This window comes from Bacteroides sp. 2_2_4 (assembly GCF_000157055.1).
Classification (GTDB): domain Bacteria; phylum Bacteroidota; class Bacteroidia; order Bacteroidales; family Bacteroidaceae; genus Bacteroides; species Bacteroides ovatus.
Genome location: NZ_EQ973361.1, coordinates 402,336 through 422,106 on the forward strand (window position 1 = coordinate 402,336; position 19,771 = coordinate 422,106).

The 19,771-nt window shown below is 45.4% G+C and carries 20 protein-coding genes; 5 read left to right on the top strand and 15 right to left on the bottom strand.

The window, feature by feature from the left end; genetic code table 11:
* Nucleotides 1-79: 79 nt before the first annotated feature.
* From BSCG_RS11155 to BSCG_RS11145, 3 genes are all read right to left on the bottom strand, one after another.
* Nucleotides 80-1,168 carry a 2-aminoethylphosphonate--pyruvate transaminase gene (locus BSCG_RS11155; RefSeq protein ID WP_008776342.1) on the bottom strand — a complete coding sequence of 363 codons (1,089 nt, stop codon included), beginning with the start codon at nt 1,166-1,168 and terminating at the stop codon, nt 80-82.
* A gap of 74 nt (nt 1,169-1,242) precedes the next feature.
* On the bottom strand, nt 1,243-2,028 hold the full coding sequence (phnX, locus tag BSCG_RS11150; RefSeq protein WP_008776343.1) for a phosphonoacetaldehyde hydrolase: 786 nt from the start codon (nt 2,026-2,028) through the stop codon (nt 1,243-1,245).
* Between the two features lie 37 nt (nt 2,029-2,065).
* Complete coding sequence (locus BSCG_RS11145) at nt 2,066-3,403, bottom strand: DUF5690 family protein (RefSeq protein WP_004296790.1); 1,338 nt, start codon at nt 3,401-3,403, stop codon at nt 2,066-2,068.
* A 187-nt stretch (nt 3,404-3,590) separates the two neighbouring features.
* On the opposite strand from BSCG_RS11145, the gene BSCG_RS11140 reads away from it, so the two are divergent.
* Entirely contained in the window at nt 3,591-4,472 is an 882-nt protein-coding gene (locus tag BSCG_RS11140) for a hypothetical protein (protein ID WP_008998748.1), read from the top strand.
* A gap of 110 nt (nt 4,473-4,582) precedes the next feature.
* On the opposite strand, the gene rseP is transcribed toward BSCG_RS11140, so the two are convergent.
* From rseP to tsaB, 7 genes are all read right to left on the bottom strand, one after another.
* Entirely contained in the window at nt 4,583-5,938 is a 1,356-nt protein-coding gene (gene rseP / locus BSCG_RS11135; RefSeq protein ID WP_008776346.1) for an RIP metalloprotease RseP, read from the bottom strand.
* 129 nt (nt 5,939-6,067) lie between these two features.
* On the bottom strand, nt 6,068-7,237 hold the full coding sequence (locus BSCG_RS11130; protein WP_004296793.1) for a 1-deoxy-D-xylulose-5-phosphate reductoisomerase: 1,170 nt from the start codon (nt 7,235-7,237) through the stop codon (nt 6,068-6,070).
* A gap of 14 nt (nt 7,238-7,251) precedes the next feature.
* Nucleotides 7,252-8,112, bottom strand: coding sequence for a M23 family metallopeptidase (locus BSCG_RS11125; protein ID WP_004296794.1), 861 nt, complete (start codon nt 8,110-8,112; stop codon nt 7,252-7,254).
* Nucleotides 8,113-8,187: 75 nt separating this feature from the next.
* Nucleotides 8,188-8,730, bottom strand: coding sequence for a ribosome maturation factor RimM (rimM, locus tag BSCG_RS11120; RefSeq protein ID WP_008776347.1), 543 nt, complete (start codon nt 8,728-8,730; stop codon nt 8,188-8,190).
* Nucleotides 8,727-10,031 (bottom strand): UDP-N-acetylglucosamine 1-carboxyvinyltransferase, encoded by a 1,305-nt coding sequence (murA, locus tag BSCG_RS11115; protein ID WP_004296796.1) that lies wholly within the window; start codon nt 10,029-10,031, stop codon nt 8,727-8,729. The genes rimM and murA overlap by 4 nt, the downstream gene beginning before the upstream one ends.
* A gap of 29 nt (nt 10,032-10,060) precedes the next feature.
* Complete coding sequence (locus BSCG_RS11110) at nt 10,061-10,672, bottom strand: DUF4290 domain-containing protein (protein WP_004296797.1); 612 nt, start codon at nt 10,670-10,672, stop codon at nt 10,061-10,063.
* A 36-nt stretch (nt 10,673-10,708) separates the two neighbouring features.
* Nucleotides 10,709-11,398, bottom strand: coding sequence for a tRNA (adenosine(37)-N6)-threonylcarbamoyltransferase complex dimerization subunit type 1 TsaB (gene tsaB / locus BSCG_RS11105; RefSeq protein WP_032849572.1), 690 nt, complete (start codon nt 11,396-11,398; stop codon nt 10,709-10,711).
* A gap of 89 nt (nt 11,399-11,487) precedes the next feature.
* Between tsaB and BSCG_RS11100 the strand changes: the two genes are divergently transcribed.
* From BSCG_RS11100 to nadD, 3 genes are read left to right on the top strand one after another with little or no spacing between them, the layout of a single operon-like run.
* On the top strand, nt 11,488-12,369 hold the full coding sequence (locus BSCG_RS11100) for a YicC/YloC family endoribonuclease (RefSeq protein WP_008776349.1): 882 nt from the start codon (nt 11,488-11,490) through the stop codon (nt 12,367-12,369).
* Nucleotides 12,370-12,412: 43 nt separating this feature from the next.
* The gene (gmk, locus tag BSCG_RS11095) at nt 12,413-12,979 is read left to right on the top strand and encodes a guanylate kinase (RefSeq protein WP_008776350.1); all 567 of its coding nucleotides are present in this window, start codon (nt 12,413-12,415) and stop codon (nt 12,977-12,979) included.
* Nucleotides 12,976-13,545 (top strand): nicotinate (nicotinamide) nucleotide adenylyltransferase, encoded by a 570-nt coding sequence (gene nadD / locus BSCG_RS11090; RefSeq protein ID WP_008776351.1) that lies wholly within the window; start codon nt 12,976-12,978, stop codon nt 13,543-13,545. The genes gmk and nadD overlap by 4 nt, the downstream gene beginning before the upstream one ends.
* An 18-nt stretch (nt 13,546-13,563) precedes the next feature.
* On the opposite strand, the gene BSCG_RS11085 is transcribed toward nadD, so the two are convergent.
* The gene (locus BSCG_RS11085) at nt 13,564-14,853 is read right to left on the bottom strand and encodes an ATP-binding protein (RefSeq protein WP_004296802.1); all 1,290 of its coding nucleotides are present in this window, start codon (nt 14,851-14,853) and stop codon (nt 13,564-13,566) included.
* A 199-nt stretch (nt 14,854-15,052) separates the two neighbouring features.
* On the bottom strand, nt 15,053-16,114 hold the full coding sequence (locus BSCG_RS11080) for a metallophosphoesterase (protein WP_008776353.1): 1,062 nt from the start codon (nt 16,112-16,114) through the stop codon (nt 15,053-15,055).
* Between the two features lie 88 nt (nt 16,115-16,202).
* Here BSCG_RS11080 and BSCG_RS11075 point away from each other — a divergent pair, with 88 nt between their 5' ends.
* Nucleotides 16,203-17,096 (top strand): 1,4-dihydroxy-2-naphthoate polyprenyltransferase, encoded by an 894-nt coding sequence (locus tag BSCG_RS11075; protein WP_004296804.1) that lies wholly within the window; start codon nt 16,203-16,205, stop codon nt 17,094-17,096.
* 3 nt (nt 17,097-17,099) lie between these two features.
* On the opposite strand, the gene rfbB is transcribed toward BSCG_RS11075, so the two are convergent.
* From rfbB to BSCG_RS11060, 3 genes are all read right to left on the bottom strand, one after another.
* Nucleotides 17,100-18,236, bottom strand: a complete 1,137-nt coding sequence (rfbB, locus tag BSCG_RS11070) for a dTDP-glucose 4,6-dehydratase (RefSeq protein ID WP_004308968.1) — start codon at nt 18,234-18,236, stop codon at nt 17,100-17,102.
* A gap of 21 nt (nt 18,237-18,257) precedes the next feature.
* Nucleotides 18,258-19,127, bottom strand: coding sequence for a glucose-1-phosphate thymidylyltransferase RfbA (gene rfbA, locus BSCG_RS11065; RefSeq protein ID WP_004296806.1), 870 nt, complete (start codon nt 19,125-19,127; stop codon nt 18,258-18,260).
* 99 nt (nt 19,128-19,226) lie between these two features.
* Nucleotides 19,227-19,721, bottom strand: coding sequence for a metallophosphoesterase family protein (locus tag BSCG_RS11060; protein ID WP_004296807.1), 495 nt, complete (start codon nt 19,719-19,721; stop codon nt 19,227-19,229).
* Between the last annotated feature and the right edge of the window lie 50 nt (nt 19,722-19,771).

Below are 19,771 nucleotides of genomic sequence, written 5' to 3' on the forward strand. Positions count from 1 at the left end.
GTCTTTCAGAACTTCACAGGAACATCATACAACATATCAGTAAGTAATCATTCAAGATGAACTTGAAAGATTTGACTTTCTAGTATTTCGTTTCCCGTATGACTTCTACCAGACGGCGGAAGTCTTCCGGATGCACATCACCGATGTTTCCGATACGGAAGGTATCTGCTTTTGAAATCTTTCCCGGGTAAATCACGAATCCTTTATTTTTCAGTGCATAATAGAATGTTTTGAAGTCGAATCCTTCATGCGGATAAAGGAAAGAAGTGATGATAGGCGACTGGATGTCATCTTCGAGCAGTGTTTTGAATCCGAGTGCACGCATTCCTTCCACCAAAATACGGTGATTTTCGCAATAACGTTGGTAACGTGCTTCTACGCCTCCTTCTTCAATCAATTCGGTCAGGGCTTGTTTGAAAGCACGGACAACGTGTGTCGGTGAAGTGAAGCGCCATTTTCCGTGTCCCTTTTCCATTGTTTCCCATTGGTCGTAGATGTCCAGGGAAAGAGAGCGTGCCACTCCTTTGCAATATTTTAATTCCGAACAGCGGGCGATGATAAATCCGAATCCCGGTACACCCTGAATACACTTGTTGGAACTGCTGATTAGGAAGTCGATACCGAGTTCGTTTACATCTAAGGGGATACCTCCGAAGCTGCTCATACAGTCTACAATCAGCTTTTTACCATGCATCTTGACGATGTGGGACAGTTCTTTGATCGGATTCAGGATACCGGTCGTTGTTTCGCAATGAACGAAAGCGACATGTGTGATATCGGAGTTATTGCTAAGATAATCGTCTACATATTCAACTGATACCTGCTCTGTTTCTTCAAAAGCCAGCATGTCGTAGTCGAGATGGTAATATTCTGCAATGTTGCCCATACGGTCGCCATAGGCTCCGTTGCTACAAATCAGGAGTTTGTCTTTCGGGGTGATGGTGGCGCCTAAAACGGCCTCCACGCAATAGGTTCCGCTTCCCTGTAAAAGGATGGAAGTGTATTCTTCCGGTTTTTTAGTGGCGATGTTAACCAGGTCTTTGCGGAGTTCCTGAACAATGCCGAGGTTGTAGTCTTCGTCCCATGTACACCAGTCGGTCATCATGGCTTCTTTTACTGTTTCAGAGGTGGTTAGAGGTCCCGGAGTTAATAACAAATATGGTTTCATAATGATGTTTTCTTTAGAAATGAATAAATAAATGATTTTGTTTCTTTTCTGATTGTTGGGTGCGGGCTTGAATGTTAGTTGCCGGCGTTGATCGTTTCAATCAGTGCGGGAAGTTCTTCGATAGTGCGTATCACGTAAGAAGCTCCTGCGGCAAGCATGCGCTCTTTGACATCGGCGATGCGGGCTTCGAGTTCGGAGGCAGGCATTGATTTTGTTTCTGCTTCGGTAAGTGCCATTTCATTGCTGCCGAGAATCACGCCTACACTATACACTTTCGCGTTCACTCCTTCGAGAATATCGGCAATCGTATCACCCACTTTTATAACGGCGTCGAGGCTGGGGACTGCTAATTTCGTCAGGTTCTCAAAAATCATGTAAGGAGCGGGACGTCCGGCGGGAAGTAGGTTGGGAGTGGCGCAATAATCCACGTGGTATCCTTTTGCCTGTGCGGCGGGGAGAACTACATCCATCATTTCGCGGGTATAGCCGGTGGTCGATCCTATTTTAATACCTGCGGCACACAATTTTTCCAAAGTTGGGATTACTCCCGGAATAGGGTCTGTGTAGTTTTCGAGAGAGGCGAAGAGATGCTTCTCGAAAAGGCGGTTTAGTTCTACCACGTCTTCTTCCGTCCAGGCGCGTTGGTAACGGGCGGTAAACTGTTCGTTCACGTCAGGCATGGAAAGTAGTTCGCGGATGTGTTGAATTTTGGGTAGTCCCATTGGTTTGCGGGTCTGTACAACATCGATTACCAGTCCTTTTTCGGCAAATGCTTCGATAAAAGCAGCCACGGGGGCAAAACATCCATAGTCAACGGCTGTACCAGCCCAGTCCATAATAATACATTCAATCTTTTTCATTCTTGTTTCTATATAATATTGGTTTATTCGTCAGAAATTAGTAAGAAGCGAGGGAGGGGACGGGGCAAGATTCGTTCCCGCGTATTTCACCCTGTTTCCCTTTTCTGTATTTTTGTGTCAGATAAATCATTGCTAAGGTGAACGCAAAGGTGCAGACGATTCCTACTGTCCCTGCCATCGTATTGTAGAATTCCAGCCAATTCAAATCCGGGTTGAAACATTCTTTCACTACCAATACCACCACTGTGCCTGTGTAGCCGATGGAATCGACCATCGCTATGAAGAAACCTACATTTCCCTTGATGCGGAAACAGGCGATGAAGCGGTCGAAGAAAATGGTTTGAAAGCTCAAGTAAGAAAAATAGAGGCAGAGGCTCTGGATAAATAACCACACGAGCGGAGAAAGTTGCAGGGTATGGTAGTTGAATGCCACAGTGCTAAGTGTGATTGCTCCCGCAATGACAAGGGTCAATAGAACGGAAAGTACTTTGATGTGGCTTTTCATCACTGCCAGGGTGGCGAAAATGGCCAGGATAATCAGTGTGACTACACCGTCCACTTTGGCGAATACCCACGGGGAAAGTCCGGCGGCATTGACGTCTATGATTTTCACCAGAAAGTCTTCCTTGACATCTTGCAAAACGGTGAGAAAGAGGTTGGCGAAGAAAAGCAGTGTCAATATGGGAGCAAAGCTGCGGAACAGGTTCCAGCGTTGTTGTTTGTTGAGAGTGACACGTTCCACACGCAGTGCTTTGTCTTCGGCAGTCGGTTTGGGCAGGTGATCGAGGATATAGCCCAGTCCTGCCAGCAAGGGCAATGCTACCGCACCGATCAGTGCAGGCATCCAGAACTCACTGACGTGCAGGGTGTCGACAACGAAAAGTCCGATGGATTTGGCTGTGCCGCTACTGACTGCGATACTGAGTCCGAAAAGGGAAGCGAGCAGATCCGTCACCCGGCGTCCTTCGAGGAAGCTGAAGATGACTCCCCACATACAGCCAAGCGACAGTCCGTTGAAGAACAACGCCAACACATTGAACGGGCGGGGCAGGCATCCGAAAAGAACCAAAGAGAGTTCGGCCACTAAAATAGAAACAAGAATGAATTTCAGGCGGCCTTCTCTCTTCAGTTCGGAAATAAGTTTGATCCCGATAAACTTGGATACCATATATCCGAATATCTGGATGATGCTGGTGGCTATCTTATAGTCCATACCAAATAGTTCCATGCCGTCGAACGTGGCGGCGGTGAACGGTTTGCGTAGTGCGTAGACTAATGAATAGGATAGCAGTGCCGCTCCTCCCGCATAAAGGATAAAGAGTAAATCGGAAAGTTTCTTTTGGGCCGAAGGCGACAGTTTTTCTTTGAAATTCATAATGCTATTTTTTTGTTTCCGGTGCAAAAGTAGGGTGTCGGAGCGAACGAAAAAATGAATTTCAATGAATCATATTGTATATATGAGCCTTTAAGTGTACTGAAATATTAATGTAATATTCATGCAATACAAACATAATACCTTAGTCATTCCTTTGCAACGGAATCAATTAACAAACCGAAAAATCATGGACGAACTTACGGATATTTATAAAAGAATAGAGTACCTGCGCAACAACGGGGTGAAGATGAAAGAAATTGCCGACCGGGTGGATATGGCTCCGAGTGTGTTGTCTGCTTTGTATTCGAGTGTGCTTCCCGCTTATATCGACTTATTGAAAACACGCACACCGGACGAGGCGCTGGATGAAGCTTTGGCACTGGTGAATAATGTTTCCAAGAAACGCTTATTAAATAATGTGGGATCGGTGAGGCTGTTGCTTCAGGAGATGGAGCCGGACGTGCAGAGCGAGGCGGAGAATGGCAACTCTTTTATCAAGTTGCTGGGGAAAGAGGCGAAGGAGTCTGTGCAGGAGGTGTATAATTATAGCGGTATGTATCTTAGTTACAGTTTGTCGTCTTCTACGGATAGCTTGAAGATCGAGCCGTACATGATTTGTGCTTCCGAGAATAATGAGTATGTGAAGGTGGGGATGATTAATGCGTATAAGTCGGTGCATTGGGGGAGCGGGATTATCAGTAATCATCAGAACTCTTACTTGATGTTCAACGAAAGGGATTTGCCACAGTTTGCGCTGGTGACTATTTACCTGCAACTTCCGCATTATGAGTTTCCGAATATGCTGAAAGGGCTTTATCTCTGTCTGGACTACAATCATAATCCGATTGCGCGTCGTATTGTACTGGTGAAACAGTCGGATAGTACGGATGTTAATCAGTTTCTGGAGATGGAAGGGTGTCTGGTTCCGCGGGCGGAATTGACTCCGGAATTGGAGGTGTACTATAATTATACGTGTCAGGAGGGAGATTATATCAAAACGTGCACGGTGCCTTCACCTAAGTTGGATGAGACGGATTTGGAGAGAGAGAAGAAGATGTTGAAGATTTAAAGACAAACAACAATAAAAAAAGATCCCGGATGAAAATTGGTTTTTAAAACCTTTTTCATCCGGGATGATTCTTTTTATATGTTTTCTCTATCTTTCTATTGTTATATTCGCTAGAAGAAGAATCGCAAAATATCATTGAAGTTAGCCCATATCAACAGACCGAAGAGCAGAATCATACCGGTCATCTGGGCGTATTCCATAAACTTGTCGCTCGGTTTGCGGCGGGCTATCATCTCGTAGAAGAGGAAGAGCACGTGGCCACCGTCTAATGCGGGGATAGGGAGGATGTTCATGAAAGCCAGGATGATGGAAAGGAAGGCTGTCATATACCAGAACTGGTGCCAGTCCCAGGTAGCGGGGAAGATGCTGCCGATCGTTCCGAAGCCGCCCAGTTGTTTGGCTCCTTCTTTTGAGAAGAGGTATTTCATGTTTCCTACATAGCCTTTCAGGGTTTTCACACCGAGGGAGACACCTGCGGGGAAGGATTCAAAGAAGGCATATTCTTTTTTTACCATAGGGAGCAGACGGTCTGTGACGAGACAGGCGGTTACACCCATCAGGTAGGCGGAGTCTACACGCATACTTAGCGTGTCTGTTGTACCGTTACGCACATAAGTCAGCGTGATTAGACGCGGATCTATGCTGTCTTTGAGCAGGGTTGCTTCGTTTTTCTTACGTTCTGCCATCGCTTCTTTGAAGTCGGAGAAAGAGATCGGGGTTCCGTTCAGGGCGATGATGCTGTCACCTGCCTGGATTCCTGCTTGTGCGGCAGGAGAGTTCACCATTACGCTGTCTATAACATACGGGAAACGGTAGGAGGCGAAGCGGACGCTGTCTGCCAAGAGACGTTGCATCAGGTCTTCCGGGATATAGACGGAGGCTTTTGCCCCGTTACGGATGACGCTTACTTCGCGTGCATCGGCAATCTGGCTCAACATGTCGCCGTCATAACGTTCGAAAGGAACACCGTCGGCAGAAAGGAGGATATCACCGTCCTGGAAACCTACCGCTTTGGCAGTCTCGTTGAATTCCATGCCAAGAGGGGCTTCCTGTACCTTTATATATTGGTCGCCCCATGCAAAAAGAATCATGGAGTAGATGAACAGTGCCAACAGGAAGTTGAACAGTACGCCACCCACCATTATCAGCAGACGTTGCCACGCCGGCTTGGAACGGAACTCCCACGGTTGTTCGGGTTGTTTCATCTGTTCGGTATCCATCGACTCATCAATCATGCCGGCTATTTTGACGTAACCGCCCAATGGCAACCAGCCTACTGCATACTCTGTGTCACTTTTCTTGGGTTTGAACTTAAAAAGGGTGAACCAAGGGTCAAAAAATAAGCAGAATTTTTCTACACGCACCTTAAACAAACGGGCAAAAAGAAAATGCCCGCCTTCATGAACGATAACGAGCAAGGATAAGCTCATAATCAATTGCAGGGCACGAATCAAAAATGTTTCCATATAGTCTATTTACAGTTTAAAGCCTTCAACTAATTCTCTACCGAAGAGAGGATATAAAGGCTATTTTCAATTTATATTAATACTAATCAATTTCTTTATTTTCTTTGTTCATCAATGGGATGAAGCGGATCATATCAGACTGGCTGCTATTTTCCTTGCTTCCGCATCCGTAGCTACATAATCGTCGTATGTCGGATTGGCGATGAAGGCAACCCGTTCCATTGTTTTCTCTATTACGTCGCTCATGCCGAGGAAGCTGATGCCGTCTTTCAGGAAAGAGGCTACCACTACTTCATTGGCAGCATTGACGATACAGGGCATATTCCCTCCGCGGTACATCGCTTCGTAGGCGAGTGCCAGGTTGCGGAACCGTTTCGTATCGGGTTGCTCAAACGTCAGATTCGTGCATTGGGAGAAATCGAGTCTGTCGAAAGAAGAGCTGATACGGTCGGGGTAGGAGAATGCGTACTGGATGGGCAGGCGCATATCTGGCATCCCAAGTTGTGCCTTGACAGCTCCGTCTTCAAACTGCACCATCGAGTGGATGACTGATTGCGGATGCACCACCACTTCGATCTGGCTGGGCTGAACACCGAACAACCATTTGGCTTCGATCACCTCAAAACCTTTATTCATCATGGAAGCGGAGTCGATTGTGATTTTTGCTCCCATTTCCCAGTTGGGATGTTTCAAGGCTTGCGTCTTTGTGACGGATTTCAGCTGTTCCAAGGTGCAAGTGCGGAACGGACCTCCGGAGGCTGTCAATATCACTTTCTCGATCGGGTTACCCACTTCTCCCGCTAAACACTGAAAAACAGCAGAGTGTTCAGAGTCTACCGGCAGAATCGGAGTGCGATATTGTTGTGCCAACTGATTAATCAGTTCGCCCGCTACTACCAATGTTTCTTTATTGGCCAACGCAATCGCTTTCTTGGCGCGGATGGCGTTGATGGTTGGTTTTAGTCCGGCATAACCGACCATGGCTGTCAACACCATGTCGATGGGGCCTGCTTCTACAATCTGACAGATAGCGTCTGTGCCTGCGTACACTTTGATAGGCAGGTCGCTCAATGCTTCTTTCAGTTCGGAATACTTTTCTTCGTTGGCTATCACTACCACTTCCGGCTGGAACTTCCGTGCCTGGGCAATCAGTAGTTCCACGCGGTTGTTGGCTGTCAGCGCATAGGCTTCGTACAGGTCGGGATGTTCTTCGATGACTTGCAGAGCCTGCGTCCCGATGGAGCCTGTTGAGCCTAGGATAGCTATTTGTTTTTTCTTTTTGTTAGTCTCTATATTCATTTTTCTATTATCACTTAAAATACGATGTATTTTTCGGGATTCACCGGATGACCTTTATACCAAAGTTCGAAATGGAGGTGCGGCCCTGTACTAAGTGTGCCGCTGTTTCCTACCAGAGCGATGGCTTCCCCTCCTTTCACGCGTTCACCTTCCTTTTTCAGGAGGGAGCCGCAGTGTTTATAGATTGAAATTAAATCCTGGTTATGTTGTACGCCAATCAGATAACCTGTCTCGGCGGTGTATGTGCTTAGGATGACGGTTCCGTCCATGGTTGCCAATACGCTTTCGTTGGGATTGGCGGCGATGTCGGTGCCGTAATGTTTCTTCTCGGCATTGAAGTGGTCGGACACCATACCTCGTGTCGGACGGTATAAAATGAGTCCGGTCACGTCCGGTTGGGAAGTGATGGAGGTCAGGTTATATTTTTCATTCTCTTCATACTGACGGCGGAATTCTTCTTCCCGTTTGGTACGTTCCATCAGTGTGTCTTCGCGGGCAGTGGTCAGTGAATCGAGTGTCTGCACGCTGTCGATGGATACTTTTCCACTGAAGATATCCTGAATGTTCATGATGTAAAGATTCTGCTTGTTGAGCACTTGTTGTAAAGAGTCTACACGCAGGGCATTGTCCACGATTTGTGTACGGACTTCACTGTTCATGTATCCGGGGAGGTAGTTGCGCAGCGGGGTGAAGGTGATGATGCAGGAAGCGATCAGGAAAAGTACCGCCAGCACGCAAAGTAATACGGAAAGTCCATTGAGCTTGGATACGCGAAGTCCGACAATTTCTTCAAGTGTATTTTCATTAACGATCGTTAGTTTATACTTGAACTTGAAATTTTTCCAGAAAGCTTTACTTCGTCTTCTCTTTGGCATCTCGGGTATTTACTGTTTTTACGATTTACTATTTACTATTTTCAGTGGATGAGCGGCTCATCGTTTGATTCGTTCTCACCGGTCATCTTCCAATTCCTCCAGATTGAGCAACCCTTCGGGAAGTTCCACCGTGATGAGTTTCTGTTTCTGGTCTATTCCTACGATAAATTCCTCCTGGGCGGGAACGAGCAGTTCCTCTTCTTCCGCTCCTTCAACCACGAAAAGGGTGTTTACCGTAGTGGTATCTACATCTATAACTTCTCCCAGAAGTCCGTGATGGATGTCTTCCATCTGGAAACCGATAAAGAAGTTCCAGGATAATTCGCCATCTTCCGCTTCTTCGGCGTGTTTCACGGGGAAGTAGACTTCAATGTTGGTGAACATTCGGGCACGTTCGGCACTGTCGACTCCTTCCAGTTTCACCAAGGCGGTGGAGTCTGAACGGAAGCGGTATTCTTCGATGAAGAAAGGCACGAAAATGCCATTGAGCAGGCATATCAGGTAATCACAGTCCACACGGTCGAAAATATCGTCCGTGAAGGTAAATTGCAATTCGCCGTGGATGCCGTGCGGTTTATTGAATAATCCTATCTTGTATACTTCTTCTTTCTTTATCATATCCGGGTGATTCTGGCTCCGATAGCGTTCAGACGTCCTTCGATGTTCTGATAACCACGGTCTATCTGTTCGATGTTACTAATGGTACTGGTTCCTTCGGCGCTCATGGCGGCAATCAGAAGGGCGATACCGGCACGTATATCCGGTGAAGTCAGGCGGGCACCGCGCAGCTTGAAGCCGTGGTTGTGTCCGATGACTACGGCACGGTGAGGGTCGCAGAGAATGATCTGTGCACCCATGTCGATCAGTTTGTCCACAAAGAACAGGCGGCTTTCGAACATTTTCTGATGGATCAGTACGCTGCCTTTGGCTTGTGTGGCTACAACGAGCATCACACTTAGCAAGTCGGGAGTCAGTCCCGGCCAAGTGGCGTCGGCTATCGTCATGATGGAGCCGTCGATAAATGATTCTATCTGGTATGTTTCCTGTGCGGGAACGTAAATATCGTCTCCTCTTTGTTCGAGCTTGATGCCCAGACGGCGGAAGCTCTCGGGGATGATTCCAAGATTTTCGTAAGAAACATTCTTGATGGTAATTTCGCTTTTCGTCATTGCCGCCATGCCGATGAAGCTGCCCACTTCAATCATGTCGGGCAGTACGGTGTGTTGCGTGCCGTGCAGTTCTTCCACGCCTTCGATGGTGAGCAGGTTGGATGCGATACCGCTGATTTTGGCTCCCATCCGGTTGAGTAACCGGCAGAGTTGTTGCACGTAGGGTTCGCAGGCGGCATTGTAAATGGTGGTCGTACCTTTGGCAAGTACGGCTGCCATGACGATGTTGGCTGTTCCGGTGACAGATGCTTCGTCCAGTAGCATATAGCTTCCCTGAAGTCTGTCGGCCGTTATTTCGTAGATACCCCGCTCTTCGTCGTAGCGGAAGTCGGCCCCTAAATTCTGAATACCTACAAAGTGAGTGTCCAGACGGCGGCGACCGATTTTATCTCCTCCCGGCTTGGAAATCAATGCCTTGCCGAAACGTGCCACCATGGGACCTATAAGCATCACAGAGCCTCGCAGACTGGAACATTTCTTTAGGAATTCATCGCTTTCCAAATAAGCCAGGTCTACATTTTCTGCTTTAAAACTATAAGAATCAATGCCTTTCTTTGCAACCGTCACTCCCATCTCCCGCAAGAGCTGAATCAGGTTGTTGACATCAAGAATGTCAGGTATATTGTTCACCGTCACTTCCTCTGCGGTCAGCAACGTGGCACAGATTATCTGCAAAACTTCGTTTTTAGCTCCTTGCGGGTGGATTTCTCCGCTAAGCCGATGTCCTCCTTCGATTACAAATGAAGCCATTAATTTTTTTAGTATTAAGTATAAAGTGTTTAGTATCTTCTTTTATTGTTTTGACGATTGTTGGTATAGTTCGTCTTCGGACGGTAGTTCTGATTCAGGCGTTCTGCCATCAGCCGGACGATATCGTCGGTCATTTGGAGTTCCCCGTTGGACAGTTCGTACAGGTCTTCGGCAATCTTTTTGTCGTCCACTGTATCTTTGTTCCATGCCAGGTAATCCTTTTTCATGTGGTTGCAGATAAGGGCAATCAGGTTTCTCTTTTCGTTTCCTTCAGGGAATTCGATCGCTTTTTTTATCAGTACTTCCAGCGTATGTCCGTAGTGACGGTAACGCATACGGGCAGTGGAGTAGGGGATATGGTCCGGGCGGGTCACCAGATTGTCCTTGCGGATGATTTCATACGGATAGTCAATATCCAGCTCAAAACCGGACATGATAGCCAGGTGGTCCCAAAGCTTGTGCTTGAAATCGGGTACATCACGCAAATGGGGGAACATATTTCCCATAATGTTGATGATGGTGTTGGCACAACGCTGACGTTCTGCACGATCCTGAATGGTCAACGCATAATCTACCATGTTCTGGATGCTACGTCCGTATTCGGGAAGCGGCATTCTTTTCTGTTGAGTATTGTATTGCATTTGTTAAATTAAAATTGAGAATTAAAAATTAAAAAATTAAAGAAGCTTTTTCGGCATGGAGGCAACGAATTCTTTCAGGTAGAAAGGTTCGAAGTAAGCCACGTCTTTATAGTCTTCATCGGCCACTGCTTTTTCTGCCAGTGGGAACATCATTTTAGCCAACGGATGGATATTGTCGATAAAATGTGCGTTCGGATGCGTGATCTGTTCGCGGCATTTGTCGGCTCCGTTTCCAAAGAAATAAACCGGTTGTTCGTTCAGGAACTCCAGGTAAGAGTTCTCATCTACGATGTCGGCGGCAACTGTACGTTTCACTTGTAGACGACGGTCATAGACGGCTGCATATACTTCCATGCGGCGGGCGTCGATCATCGGACAAAGCAAAGCGTTTTCGGGCAAGTCGTGATACAACAGCACCGGAACACTCAATACTTCCAGCGTCGGGATACCGATCAAGGGGATATTGCGCCCGTAACAAACTCCTTTCGCCATAGAAACCCCGATTCGGAGTCCGGTGTACGAACCCGGTCCGCAACTCACTGCAACGGCATCCAAAGGGATGGCATGACTGTCTATGAACGACAATGCTTCATCTACAAAAACTCCTAAAGACACGGCGTGTGAAGGGCCTTGCAAGTCTTCTTTCACAAAAATCGTCTGTCCGTCTTGACTGGCCGCTACCGAGCAAACAGAGGTAGAGGTTTCAATATTCAGTATACACGACATAAAAATCAGCTTATTAAATTGTCGCAAATTTACATGATTATTTCCAATTCTTAAAATATTCGTGTACTTTTGCACAAAACTTTAAGGTTATGATACAGTCTATGACAGGATACGGTAAAGCTACGGCCGAACTTCCTGATAAAAAAATAAATGTAGAAATCAAGTCGCTCAACAGCAAGGCAATGGATTTGTCCACTCGCATCGCTCCGGCGTATCGTGAAAAAGAGATTGAAATCCGTAATGAGATTTCTAAAGTTCTGGAACGTGGAAAAGCTGACTTCAGCCTGTGGATAGAGAAGAAGGAGGGCGCGGATGCTGCTCCCATCAATAAGGATGTGCTGAAAAGTTATTATAGCCAGCTGGAATCGATAAGCCGCGAACTGGGGATTCCTTGTCCCGCACCGGAAGACTGGCTCCAACTATTACTTCGCATGCCGGACGTGATGACGAAAACGGAAATTCAGGAACTGACGGAAGAGGAATGGAGCATGGTGCATGCTACCATACTTGAAGCCATCAGTCATTTGGTAGATTTCCGCAAACAGGAGGGGGCTGCATTGGAAAAGAAATTCCGTGAGAAGATTGCCAACATTAACAGTTTGCTTGAACAGATTGCTCCTTACGAGAAAGAACGTGTAGAGAAAGTGAAAGAACGCATCACTGATGCTCTCGAAAAGACGTTAAGCGTAGACTACGACAAGAATCGTCTGGAACAGGAACTGATTTACTATATCGAAAAACTGGATGTCAACGAAGAAAAGCAACGTCTTAGCAACCATCTGAAATATTTCATCAGTACGATGGAAAGTGGTAGCGGACAGGGTAAGAAGCTTGGTTTTATCGCCCAGGAAATGGGTCGGGAGATCAATACGTTAGGCAGCAAGTCCAATCATGCTGAAATGCAGAAGATCGTAGTTCAGATGAAGGATGAACTGGAACAGATTAAGGAACAGGTGCTGAACGTGATGTAAAACAGTATCTATCATTTTTAATTCTTAATTCTTCATTAAACTTATGACCGGTAAGCTAATTATTTTCTCTGCTCCGTCTGGTTCGGGCAAATCTACTATAATCAATTATCTGCTGACGCAGAATTTGAATTTAGCGTTTTCTATTTCTGCTACCAGCCGTCCTCCGCGTGGAACGGAGCAGCATGGGGTTGAATATTTCTTCCTTACACCGGAAGAATTTCGTCAACGCATTGAGAACAACGAATTTCTGGAGTATGAGGAGGTGTATAAGGACCGTTATTACGGAACGCTGAAAGCGCAGGTAGAAAAGCAATTGGAAGCGGGTCAGAATGTGGTGTTTGACGTAGATGTGGTTGGCGGATGCAATATCAAGAAGTTTTATGGCGATCGTGCGTTGTCGGTGTTTATCCAGCCGCCTTCGGTGGAAGAATTACGCTGCCGGTTGGAAGGACGTGGAACGGATGCGCCGGAAGTGATTGAAAGTCGCATCGCTAAGGCGGAATATGAATTGGGTTTTGCTTCGCAATTCGATTGTGTGATTGTCAATGATAATTTGGAAACTGCTAAAGCGGAAGCTTTGAAAGTTATCAAAGAGTTTTTGGAACAATGAATAAGCAGAAAACCGGAATCTTCAGCGGATCATTCAATCCGATTCACATCGGACATCTTGCTCTAGCCAACTACCTTTGTGAGTATGAAGGATTGGATGAAATCTGGTTTATGGTGAGTCCGCAGAATCCTTTGAAAGCACAGGAGAAGTTATGGAATGATGAATTACGTCTCGAACTGGTAAAGTTGAGCATCAGTGACTATCCTCGTTTTCAGGCTTCAGATTTTGAGTTTCATTTGCCTCGCCCCTCATATAGCGTATATACGTTGGAGAAACTGCGCGAGACATTTCCCGATCGCGAGTTTTATTTCATTATCGGTTCCGATAATTGGGAACGTTTTGGATATTGGTATCAGTCCGAACGTATCATTAAAGAGAATCAGATTCTTATTTACCCCCGTCCCGGCTTTCCCGTCAAAGAGGAGGAATTGCCGGAAACGGTGCGTCTTGTTCATTCTCCTGTATTTGAAATCAGTTCTACTTTTATTCGAGAAGCATTGGATGCAGGGAAAGATGTTCGATACTTTGTGCATCCAAAGGTCTGGGAGACTATAAAAGAAAGATAATATACGTCTTTGAATATATTAAAATATATATCCGACAGAATATAACGGATAATTTGTCAGCCACTCCTGTTGCCGGTAATCTGACATGGAAAAACGAATGCCATGTAGTCCTGGATTTTTTTCAACAAAAGAACGCAGACTTTTCGACTGTAAGTTTTCTTCTGCTTTCACTTCAACCGGAATAATATAGATTTCTTTTTGCAATAGAAAATCCAACTCTCCTTTGGAAGTATCTGAAGACCAGTAATAAATATTCAAGCCTTTCACCGATTTCAGTTGTTGTAACACATATTGTTCGGTAATTGCTCCTTTATAATCGGTAAATAAAATATTTCCTTCCAATAATGCCTGTGGGGGGAGTCCGCTCATTGCTCCCATTAATCCGGTATCCAGCATAAATAGCTTGAATGCAGAAAAATCTTCGTATGCCGATAAAGGTATTCCACCTTTCTTTACCCGGTTTACTTTATAAATAAGGCCGGCATCTATCAACCATTCCATAGCCAGTTCAAAATCTTTGGCTCTTGCTCCTTCTTTTATAACTCCATAAATGAATTTGCGATTTTCTTTTGCCAACTGTGCCGGAATCGAACGCCATACCATACGAATTCTGGGTACTTCGGCAATAGGAGCATGTTTGGAGAAATCACGATCATAAGAATCCAGTATATTTTGTTGTAACTGGCGGACTTCGGTATAGTCTTTGTGTTCAATAAAGGCATTGACTACTTCAGGCATTCCTCCTACGAAATAATACTGTTTAAGGAAGTCGGTGAGTTTAGAGCGGAAGGTAGAAATCAGGTTCCAATCTTGTTTAGCGAGCAAGCTGGCAAAAGGTTCTTGTCCGATAGCTTCTAAAAACTCGGAAAAAGAAAGTGGATATAAGTCTATAAAATCGACTTTTCCTACTGGGAAAGAATCATTTTGATGCATCGCGATCCCCAATAAAGAACCAGCTGCAATGACATGATACTGTGGTGCTTTCTCTTGGAAATACTTCATAGCTGTCAAACCGCGTGGAGCTTCCTGAAGCTCGTCAAAAAGAATTAAAGTATCCGTATTTACTACTTTTCCGGTAACTAATTGGATAGCCATTAAAATACGTTCGATATCAAAATCTTTTTGGAAAATCTCCTTCATCACTTCATTGTCTTCGAAGTTGATGTAAGCAAACTGTTTGTAAGCAGTAGCCGCAAACTCTTTCATGAGCCATGTCTTTCCTACCTGACGGGCTCCGCGAATAATCAAAGGCTTTCGTGTAGACTTTTCTTTCCAGTCATACAATTCTTGCATTGCATCTCTTCTCATACTTCTTTCTTTTATTATCAGCTACTTATAGATGCAAATGTAAGCATTAAAAGGGATATTAACAAAAAAAGTCGTACCTTAAAAATGTGATCTTTAACAAAAAGTCGTATCCTAAAAGTGTGGTATATCACAGAAAGTCGTACCTTAAAATGTAGGATGCTACTATTCGGGTTGTTTTTTCATACCAAGCTACGATACTTTACTCCGTTAATCGATGAAGAGTAATAACGATGATTTCCGCCGGAGCGCCAACACGGATTGGTAATTTGGAGGTTCCTATTCCGTTTGTTATAATCAAAGGTATTTTTGCAGAATTATATGCCAGTCCGGTGATGAAACGATTGCCATAGTGTGAGTTAAGTGCCGGGGCAACTCCGAATACACGGACTTGTCCGCCGTGGGTGTGTCCTGCCAGGGCAAGGTCGGTGTTAGCTACTGAAACATCTTCGATGTAATCCGGGGTGTGAACCAGTAAGATGACAAAATCTTTGGGAGAGAGTGCCAGAGTAGGCGATACTCCGTTGCGCCCCAGATCAAAAGGATTGCGCACTCCAGCGATAATGATCTGCTGCCCGTCTTTACGAAGCGTATCTACTTCATGTTCTAACGGACGCATGCCGTAATGTTTCATTGTATTCACAATATCGTCGTGGCAACGTTCGTAGTCGTTATTGCCCATTACCCCATAAGTGCCCATCGGTGTTTTTACGCGTGCCAGTGCGGAAAACAAAGGTTCCACATATTCACAACCTTCCTGATAGTCACCACCCATTAGAAGCACATCAGCCTTTTGAGCAATCAGTAGGCGGACAAGGTCGTTCAGGCCTTTTTCTTTCAGCAGACTTTTGTAGTGTAAGTCGGAAATGAAAGCGATACGGAAACCTTCAAAGGCTTCGGGAACATCGTGGTGTGTAAAGTCATATTTTACTACACGGTCCACTCCGGTATAGACAGAAGATACATCTACGCTGGAAGAAGTGATTTTTGTTCCCCGCAGTACCAGATCCGACGATTCGTGTGTATCGGTAGAAGTCTTTTCCTTTGTATTCTGCTTTTTGTTTTTGGAAACATTCAGCTCTTTGAGTTGCGAGTGGTCGGGGGAGAATAACCCGGCTATGGCATTAGCCGTATCCGGATAAATAGAATCTGAATTTAAAACAGGGCGTGGCAAGGTAGCCACCATATTCTTTTTCGACTTACAGGAAGCCAGCAAAAGCAATGTCAACAGGATAACAGGGTAGATTGTTTTTATTTTCTTCATCTTCTCTTAGTTTGAAGTTTTTCGGGGTGCAAAGATACGAAAAATCATGTATCTTTGTCCGTCAAAACTATTTATAATATATTAAAGTATGGAAGAAGTAAAGCGTAACTCGCTACAAGCATGGATATTAGCTGCACGTCCCAAAACGCTGACAGGGGCCATAACTCCGGTTATGATAGGTACTGCTCTTGCTGCAATGGACGGACGTTTTCACTGGTTGCCTGCACTGATCTGCTGTCTGTTTGCAAGTCTGATGCAAATTGCCGCTAATTTCATCAATGACCTTTTCGACTTCCTCAAAGGAACAGACCGGGAAGACCGGTTAGGCCCCGAACGTGCTTGTGCGCAAGGATGGATTTCTCCGCAAGCGATGAAAACCGGGATTATTATTACGGTTGCTCTTGCCTGCCTTATCGGCTGTACGTTACTCTTCTTTGCCGGGTGGGAATTGATTATCGTAGGAGTGCTTTGTGTGTTATTTGCCTTTCTTTATACCACCGGTCCTTATCCTCTTTCTTACAACGGTTGGGGCGATGTATTGGTGATTGTCTTTTTCGGCTTTGTACCCGTAGGCGGAACATATTACGTACAGGCGCTAACTTGGACACCGGATGTCACTATCGCCTCTTTAATCTGCGGACTGCTTATCGATACATTGTTGGTAGTCAATAATTATCGTGACCGCGAAGCGGATGCACGCAGTGGAAAAAGGACAGTGATCGTTCGTTTCGGCGAGAAATTCGGTCGCTATTTTTATTTGATGCTGGGGATTACCGCTTCTCTTCTCTGCTTGTGTTTCCTTCGTGAAGGTCATTTCTACGCCGCTTTTCTTCCGCAACTTTATCTGATCCCTCATTTCCTTACCTGGAAACGGATGGTGAAAATATACAGCGGTAAAAAATTAAACAGCATATTAGGCGAGACTTCGCGTAATATGCTGCTTATGGGTATTCTTATTGCAATAGGAATGTTGATAAATTGAGAATCATTTCCCGTACATCTTTTCGTAGTAACCCTGATAATCTCCGCTGGTAACTTCTTCCACCCAAGCTTGGTTGGCTAAATACCATTCGATTGTCTTTACGATACCGACCTCGAATTTAGTTTCGGGATACCATCCTAAGGCATTTGTTATCTTGGTGGGGTCGATAGCATAACGTTGGTCGTGTCCCAGACGGTCCTTAACGAAAGTAATCAGATCTTCGTTGATCCAGTCGATCGAAATATCTCCGTTTTCGTCTTTCACTTTCTTTTTGAGAACCTGACGATATTCGGGATTTTCTGCCATCAGACGGTGGATAGTCGAAATTGTCAGTTTCACGATTTCGAGGTTTGTTTTCTCGTTGTGTCCACCAACGTTGTACACTTCTCCGTCTTGACCTTCACGCACAACGAGGTCGATTGCTTTGCAGTGGTCTTCCACATAAAGCCAGTCGCGCACATTGCTACCGTCACCGTAGACGGGGAGATGCTTTCCTTCGAGGATATTCTTGATAATCAACGGAATCAATTTTTCCGGGAAGTGGTACGGACCGTAGTTGTTGGAGCAACGGGTAATCGTTACCGGCATTTTATAAGTGTCGTGGTAAGCCATTACCACCATGTCTGCACTTGTCTTAGAAGCACTGTATGGGCTGTGAGGACAAAGCGGAGTTGCTTCAGTGAAATACCCTTCGGCTCCCAATGAACCATACACCTCATCGGTAGATACCTGATGATAGCGTACACCTTTTCTCCAGGTCGGATATCCTTGTTCGTCTTTCCCCATTACCCATGCACGGCGTGCACAATCCAGTAAGTTCTGTGTTCCGAGAATGTTGGTAATCAGAAACAGTTGCGGATTTTCAATGCTGCGGTCCACATGGCTCTCGGCAGCGAAATTCACCACATAGTCAAAACGATACTCAGCAAAAAGACCGTCTACCACATCGCGGCTACAAATGTCTCCTTTGATAAAGACACAGCGTTCGTTGTCGATGTCTTTGGCAATCGTTCCTAAGTTACCTGCATACGTCAAAGCGTCCAATATCACGACTTTGATGTCGTTATGTTTGGCTAAGATGTACTTGATGTAATTTGCCCCGATAAATCCTGCGGCACCGGTCACTAGATAAGTTTTCATATTTTATTCTTTATGTTGATTTTAGGATTGTTTAGCCAATTCGATAAGGTACTTTCCATACTCGGTTTTTTCGAGCTGTTGACCCAGTAGAAGCAACTGCTCCGTCGGAATCCATCCCTGACGCCAGGCGATTTCTTCAATACAGCTGACGTAAAAACCTTGGCGGTTCTGAATAGTGGCCACGAAGTTGGAAGCTTCCAGCAGACTGTCGCAGTTACCCGTATCGAGCCATGCAAATCCGCGTCCGAAGAGTTCCACTTTCAATGTACCTTCTTCCAGATACAGACGGTTCAAGTCTGTTATCTCATACTCTCCACGTGCTGAAGGACGAAGAGCCGCTGCTTTTTCCGTCACACTGGCATCGTAGAAATAAAGTCCCGGAACGGCATAATTACTTTTCGGCACTTCCGGCTTTTCTTCCAGTGAAATCACTTTTCCCTGTTCGTCAAATTCCACTACACCATAAGCGCGCGGGTCTTTCACGTAGTAACCGAAGATGCAGGCGCCCTTTTCTATATTGGCAGCCCGGCGGAGCATGGCGGAGAAGCCCTGTCCGTAAAACATATTATCCCCAAGAATCAGACAGCCCGGTTCGCCGTTCAGGAAATCGGCTCCCAATACGAAAGCTTGTGCCAGTCCGTTAGGTTGTTCCTGAATTTTATAGGAGAAAGACATACCCAGTTCCTCACCCGTTCCCAACAAGTCGCGGAACATCGGCAAGTCGCGTGGAGTCGAAATAATCAACACTTCGCGTATTCCTGCCAACATAAGTGTTGACAACGGATAATAAATCATCGGCTTGTCATACACAGGCATGATTTGTTTGGAAATCGCTTTAGAGAGCGGATAAAGTCGGGTGGCACTACCACCGGCTAGAATAATTCCTTTCATGTTCGTCTGAGTTATTCATTAACTGCGTGCAAAGGTCGGAAAGAATTCCGACGTGGCAAAATTTTAAAATAATTTTTCAATCTGGCAGGAACATTTATTTTATTTGTCCGCCAATTCGATGACTTCCAAGTCCTGAAAGGCCCCCTGGTTGATAACAAAACGTACCAAAGTCCGTACCTTGTGGAAACCGGACATGCCGGCAGCTCCCGGATTAATATGCAACATATCCAGTGTTTTATCATATTTCACCTTTAATATATGAGAATGTCCGCTGATAAAAAGTTTGGGCGGACGTGCCATCAGACTGCCGATGATGGAAGGATCGTATTTCCCCGGATAACCGCCGATATGTTTAATCAGCACTTCTGCACCATCCACCGTGAAACGGTTTATTTGCGGATACAGCTTTCTGATTTCCTGTCCGTCAATATTTCCATATACCGCCCGGAATGGACGGAAGGCGGCTAACTTTTCCGCTACTTCCAGCGAACCGATGTCTCCGGCATGCCAGATTTCGTCACACGGTTCAAAATATTCCAGATATTTCTCGTCCCAGTAAGCGTGAGTATCAGATAATAATCCAATTCTTGTCATAAATTTCTTTGTTTAATCCCACAAAGATACTATATTTGGAAAAATCTTAA

Excerpts from the sequence above, each read along its gene's own strand:
- BSCG_RS11155 (WP_008776342.1), bottom strand. The coding sequence starts at position 1,168 with ATGAAACCATATTTGTTATTAACTCCGGGACCTCTAACCACCTCTGAA.
- phnX (WP_008776343.1), bottom strand. The coding sequence starts at position 2,028 with ATGAAAAAGATTGAATGTATTATTATGGACTGGGCTGGTACAGCCGTT.
- BSCG_RS11145 (WP_004296790.1), bottom strand. The coding sequence starts at position 3,403 with ATGAATTTCAAAGAAAAACTGTCGCCTTCGGCCCAAAAGAAACTTTCC.
- BSCG_RS11140 (WP_008998748.1), top strand. The coding sequence starts at position 3,591 with ATGGACGAACTTACGGATATTTATAAAAGAATAGAGTACCTGCGCAAC.
- rseP (WP_008776346.1), bottom strand. The coding sequence starts at position 5,938 with ATGGAAACATTTTTGATTCGTGCCCTGCAATTGATTATGAGCTTATCC.
- BSCG_RS11130 (WP_004296793.1), bottom strand. The coding sequence starts at position 7,237 with ATGAATATAGAGACTAACAAAAAGAAAAAACAAATAGCTATCCTAGGC.
- BSCG_RS11125 (WP_004296794.1), bottom strand. The coding sequence starts at position 8,112 with ATGCCAAAGAGAAGACGAAGTAAAGCTTTCTGGAAAAATTTCAAGTTC.
- rimM (WP_008776347.1), bottom strand. The coding sequence starts at position 8,730 with ATGATAAAGAAAGAAGAAGTATACAAGATAGGATTATTCAATAAACCG.
- murA (WP_004296796.1), bottom strand. The coding sequence starts at position 10,031 with ATGGCTTCATTTGTAATCGAAGGAGGACATCGGCTTAGCGGAGAAATC.
- BSCG_RS11110 (WP_004296797.1), bottom strand. The coding sequence starts at position 10,672 with ATGCAATACAATACTCAACAGAAAAGAATGCCGCTTCCCGAATACGGA.
- tsaB (WP_032849572.1), bottom strand. The coding sequence starts at position 11,398 with ATGTCGTGTATACTGAATATTGAAACCTCTACCTCTGTTTGCTCGGTA.
- BSCG_RS11100 (WP_008776349.1), top strand. The coding sequence starts at position 11,488 with ATGATACAGTCTATGACAGGATACGGTAAAGCTACGGCCGAACTTCCT.
- gmk (WP_008776350.1), top strand. The coding sequence starts at position 12,413 with ATGACCGGTAAGCTAATTATTTTCTCTGCTCCGTCTGGTTCGGGCAAA.
- nadD (WP_008776351.1), top strand. The coding sequence starts at position 12,976 with ATGAATAAGCAGAAAACCGGAATCTTCAGCGGATCATTCAATCCGATT.
- BSCG_RS11085 (WP_004296802.1), bottom strand. The coding sequence starts at position 14,853 with ATGAGAAGAGATGCAATGCAAGAATTGTATGACTGGAAAGAAAAGTCT.
- BSCG_RS11080 (WP_008776353.1), bottom strand. The coding sequence starts at position 16,114 with ATGAAGAAAATAAAAACAATCTACCCTGTTATCCTGTTGACATTGCTT.
- BSCG_RS11075 (WP_004296804.1), top strand. The coding sequence starts at position 16,203 with ATGGAAGAAGTAAAGCGTAACTCGCTACAAGCATGGATATTAGCTGCA.
- rfbB (WP_004308968.1), bottom strand. The coding sequence starts at position 18,236 with ATGAAAACTTATCTAGTGACCGGTGCCGCAGGATTTATCGGGGCAAAT.
- rfbA (WP_004296806.1), bottom strand. The coding sequence starts at position 19,127 with ATGAAAGGAATTATTCTAGCCGGTGGTAGTGCCACCCGACTTTATCCG.
- BSCG_RS11060 (WP_004296807.1), bottom strand. The coding sequence starts at position 19,721 with ATGACAAGAATTGGATTATTATCTGATACTCACGCTTACTGGGACGAG.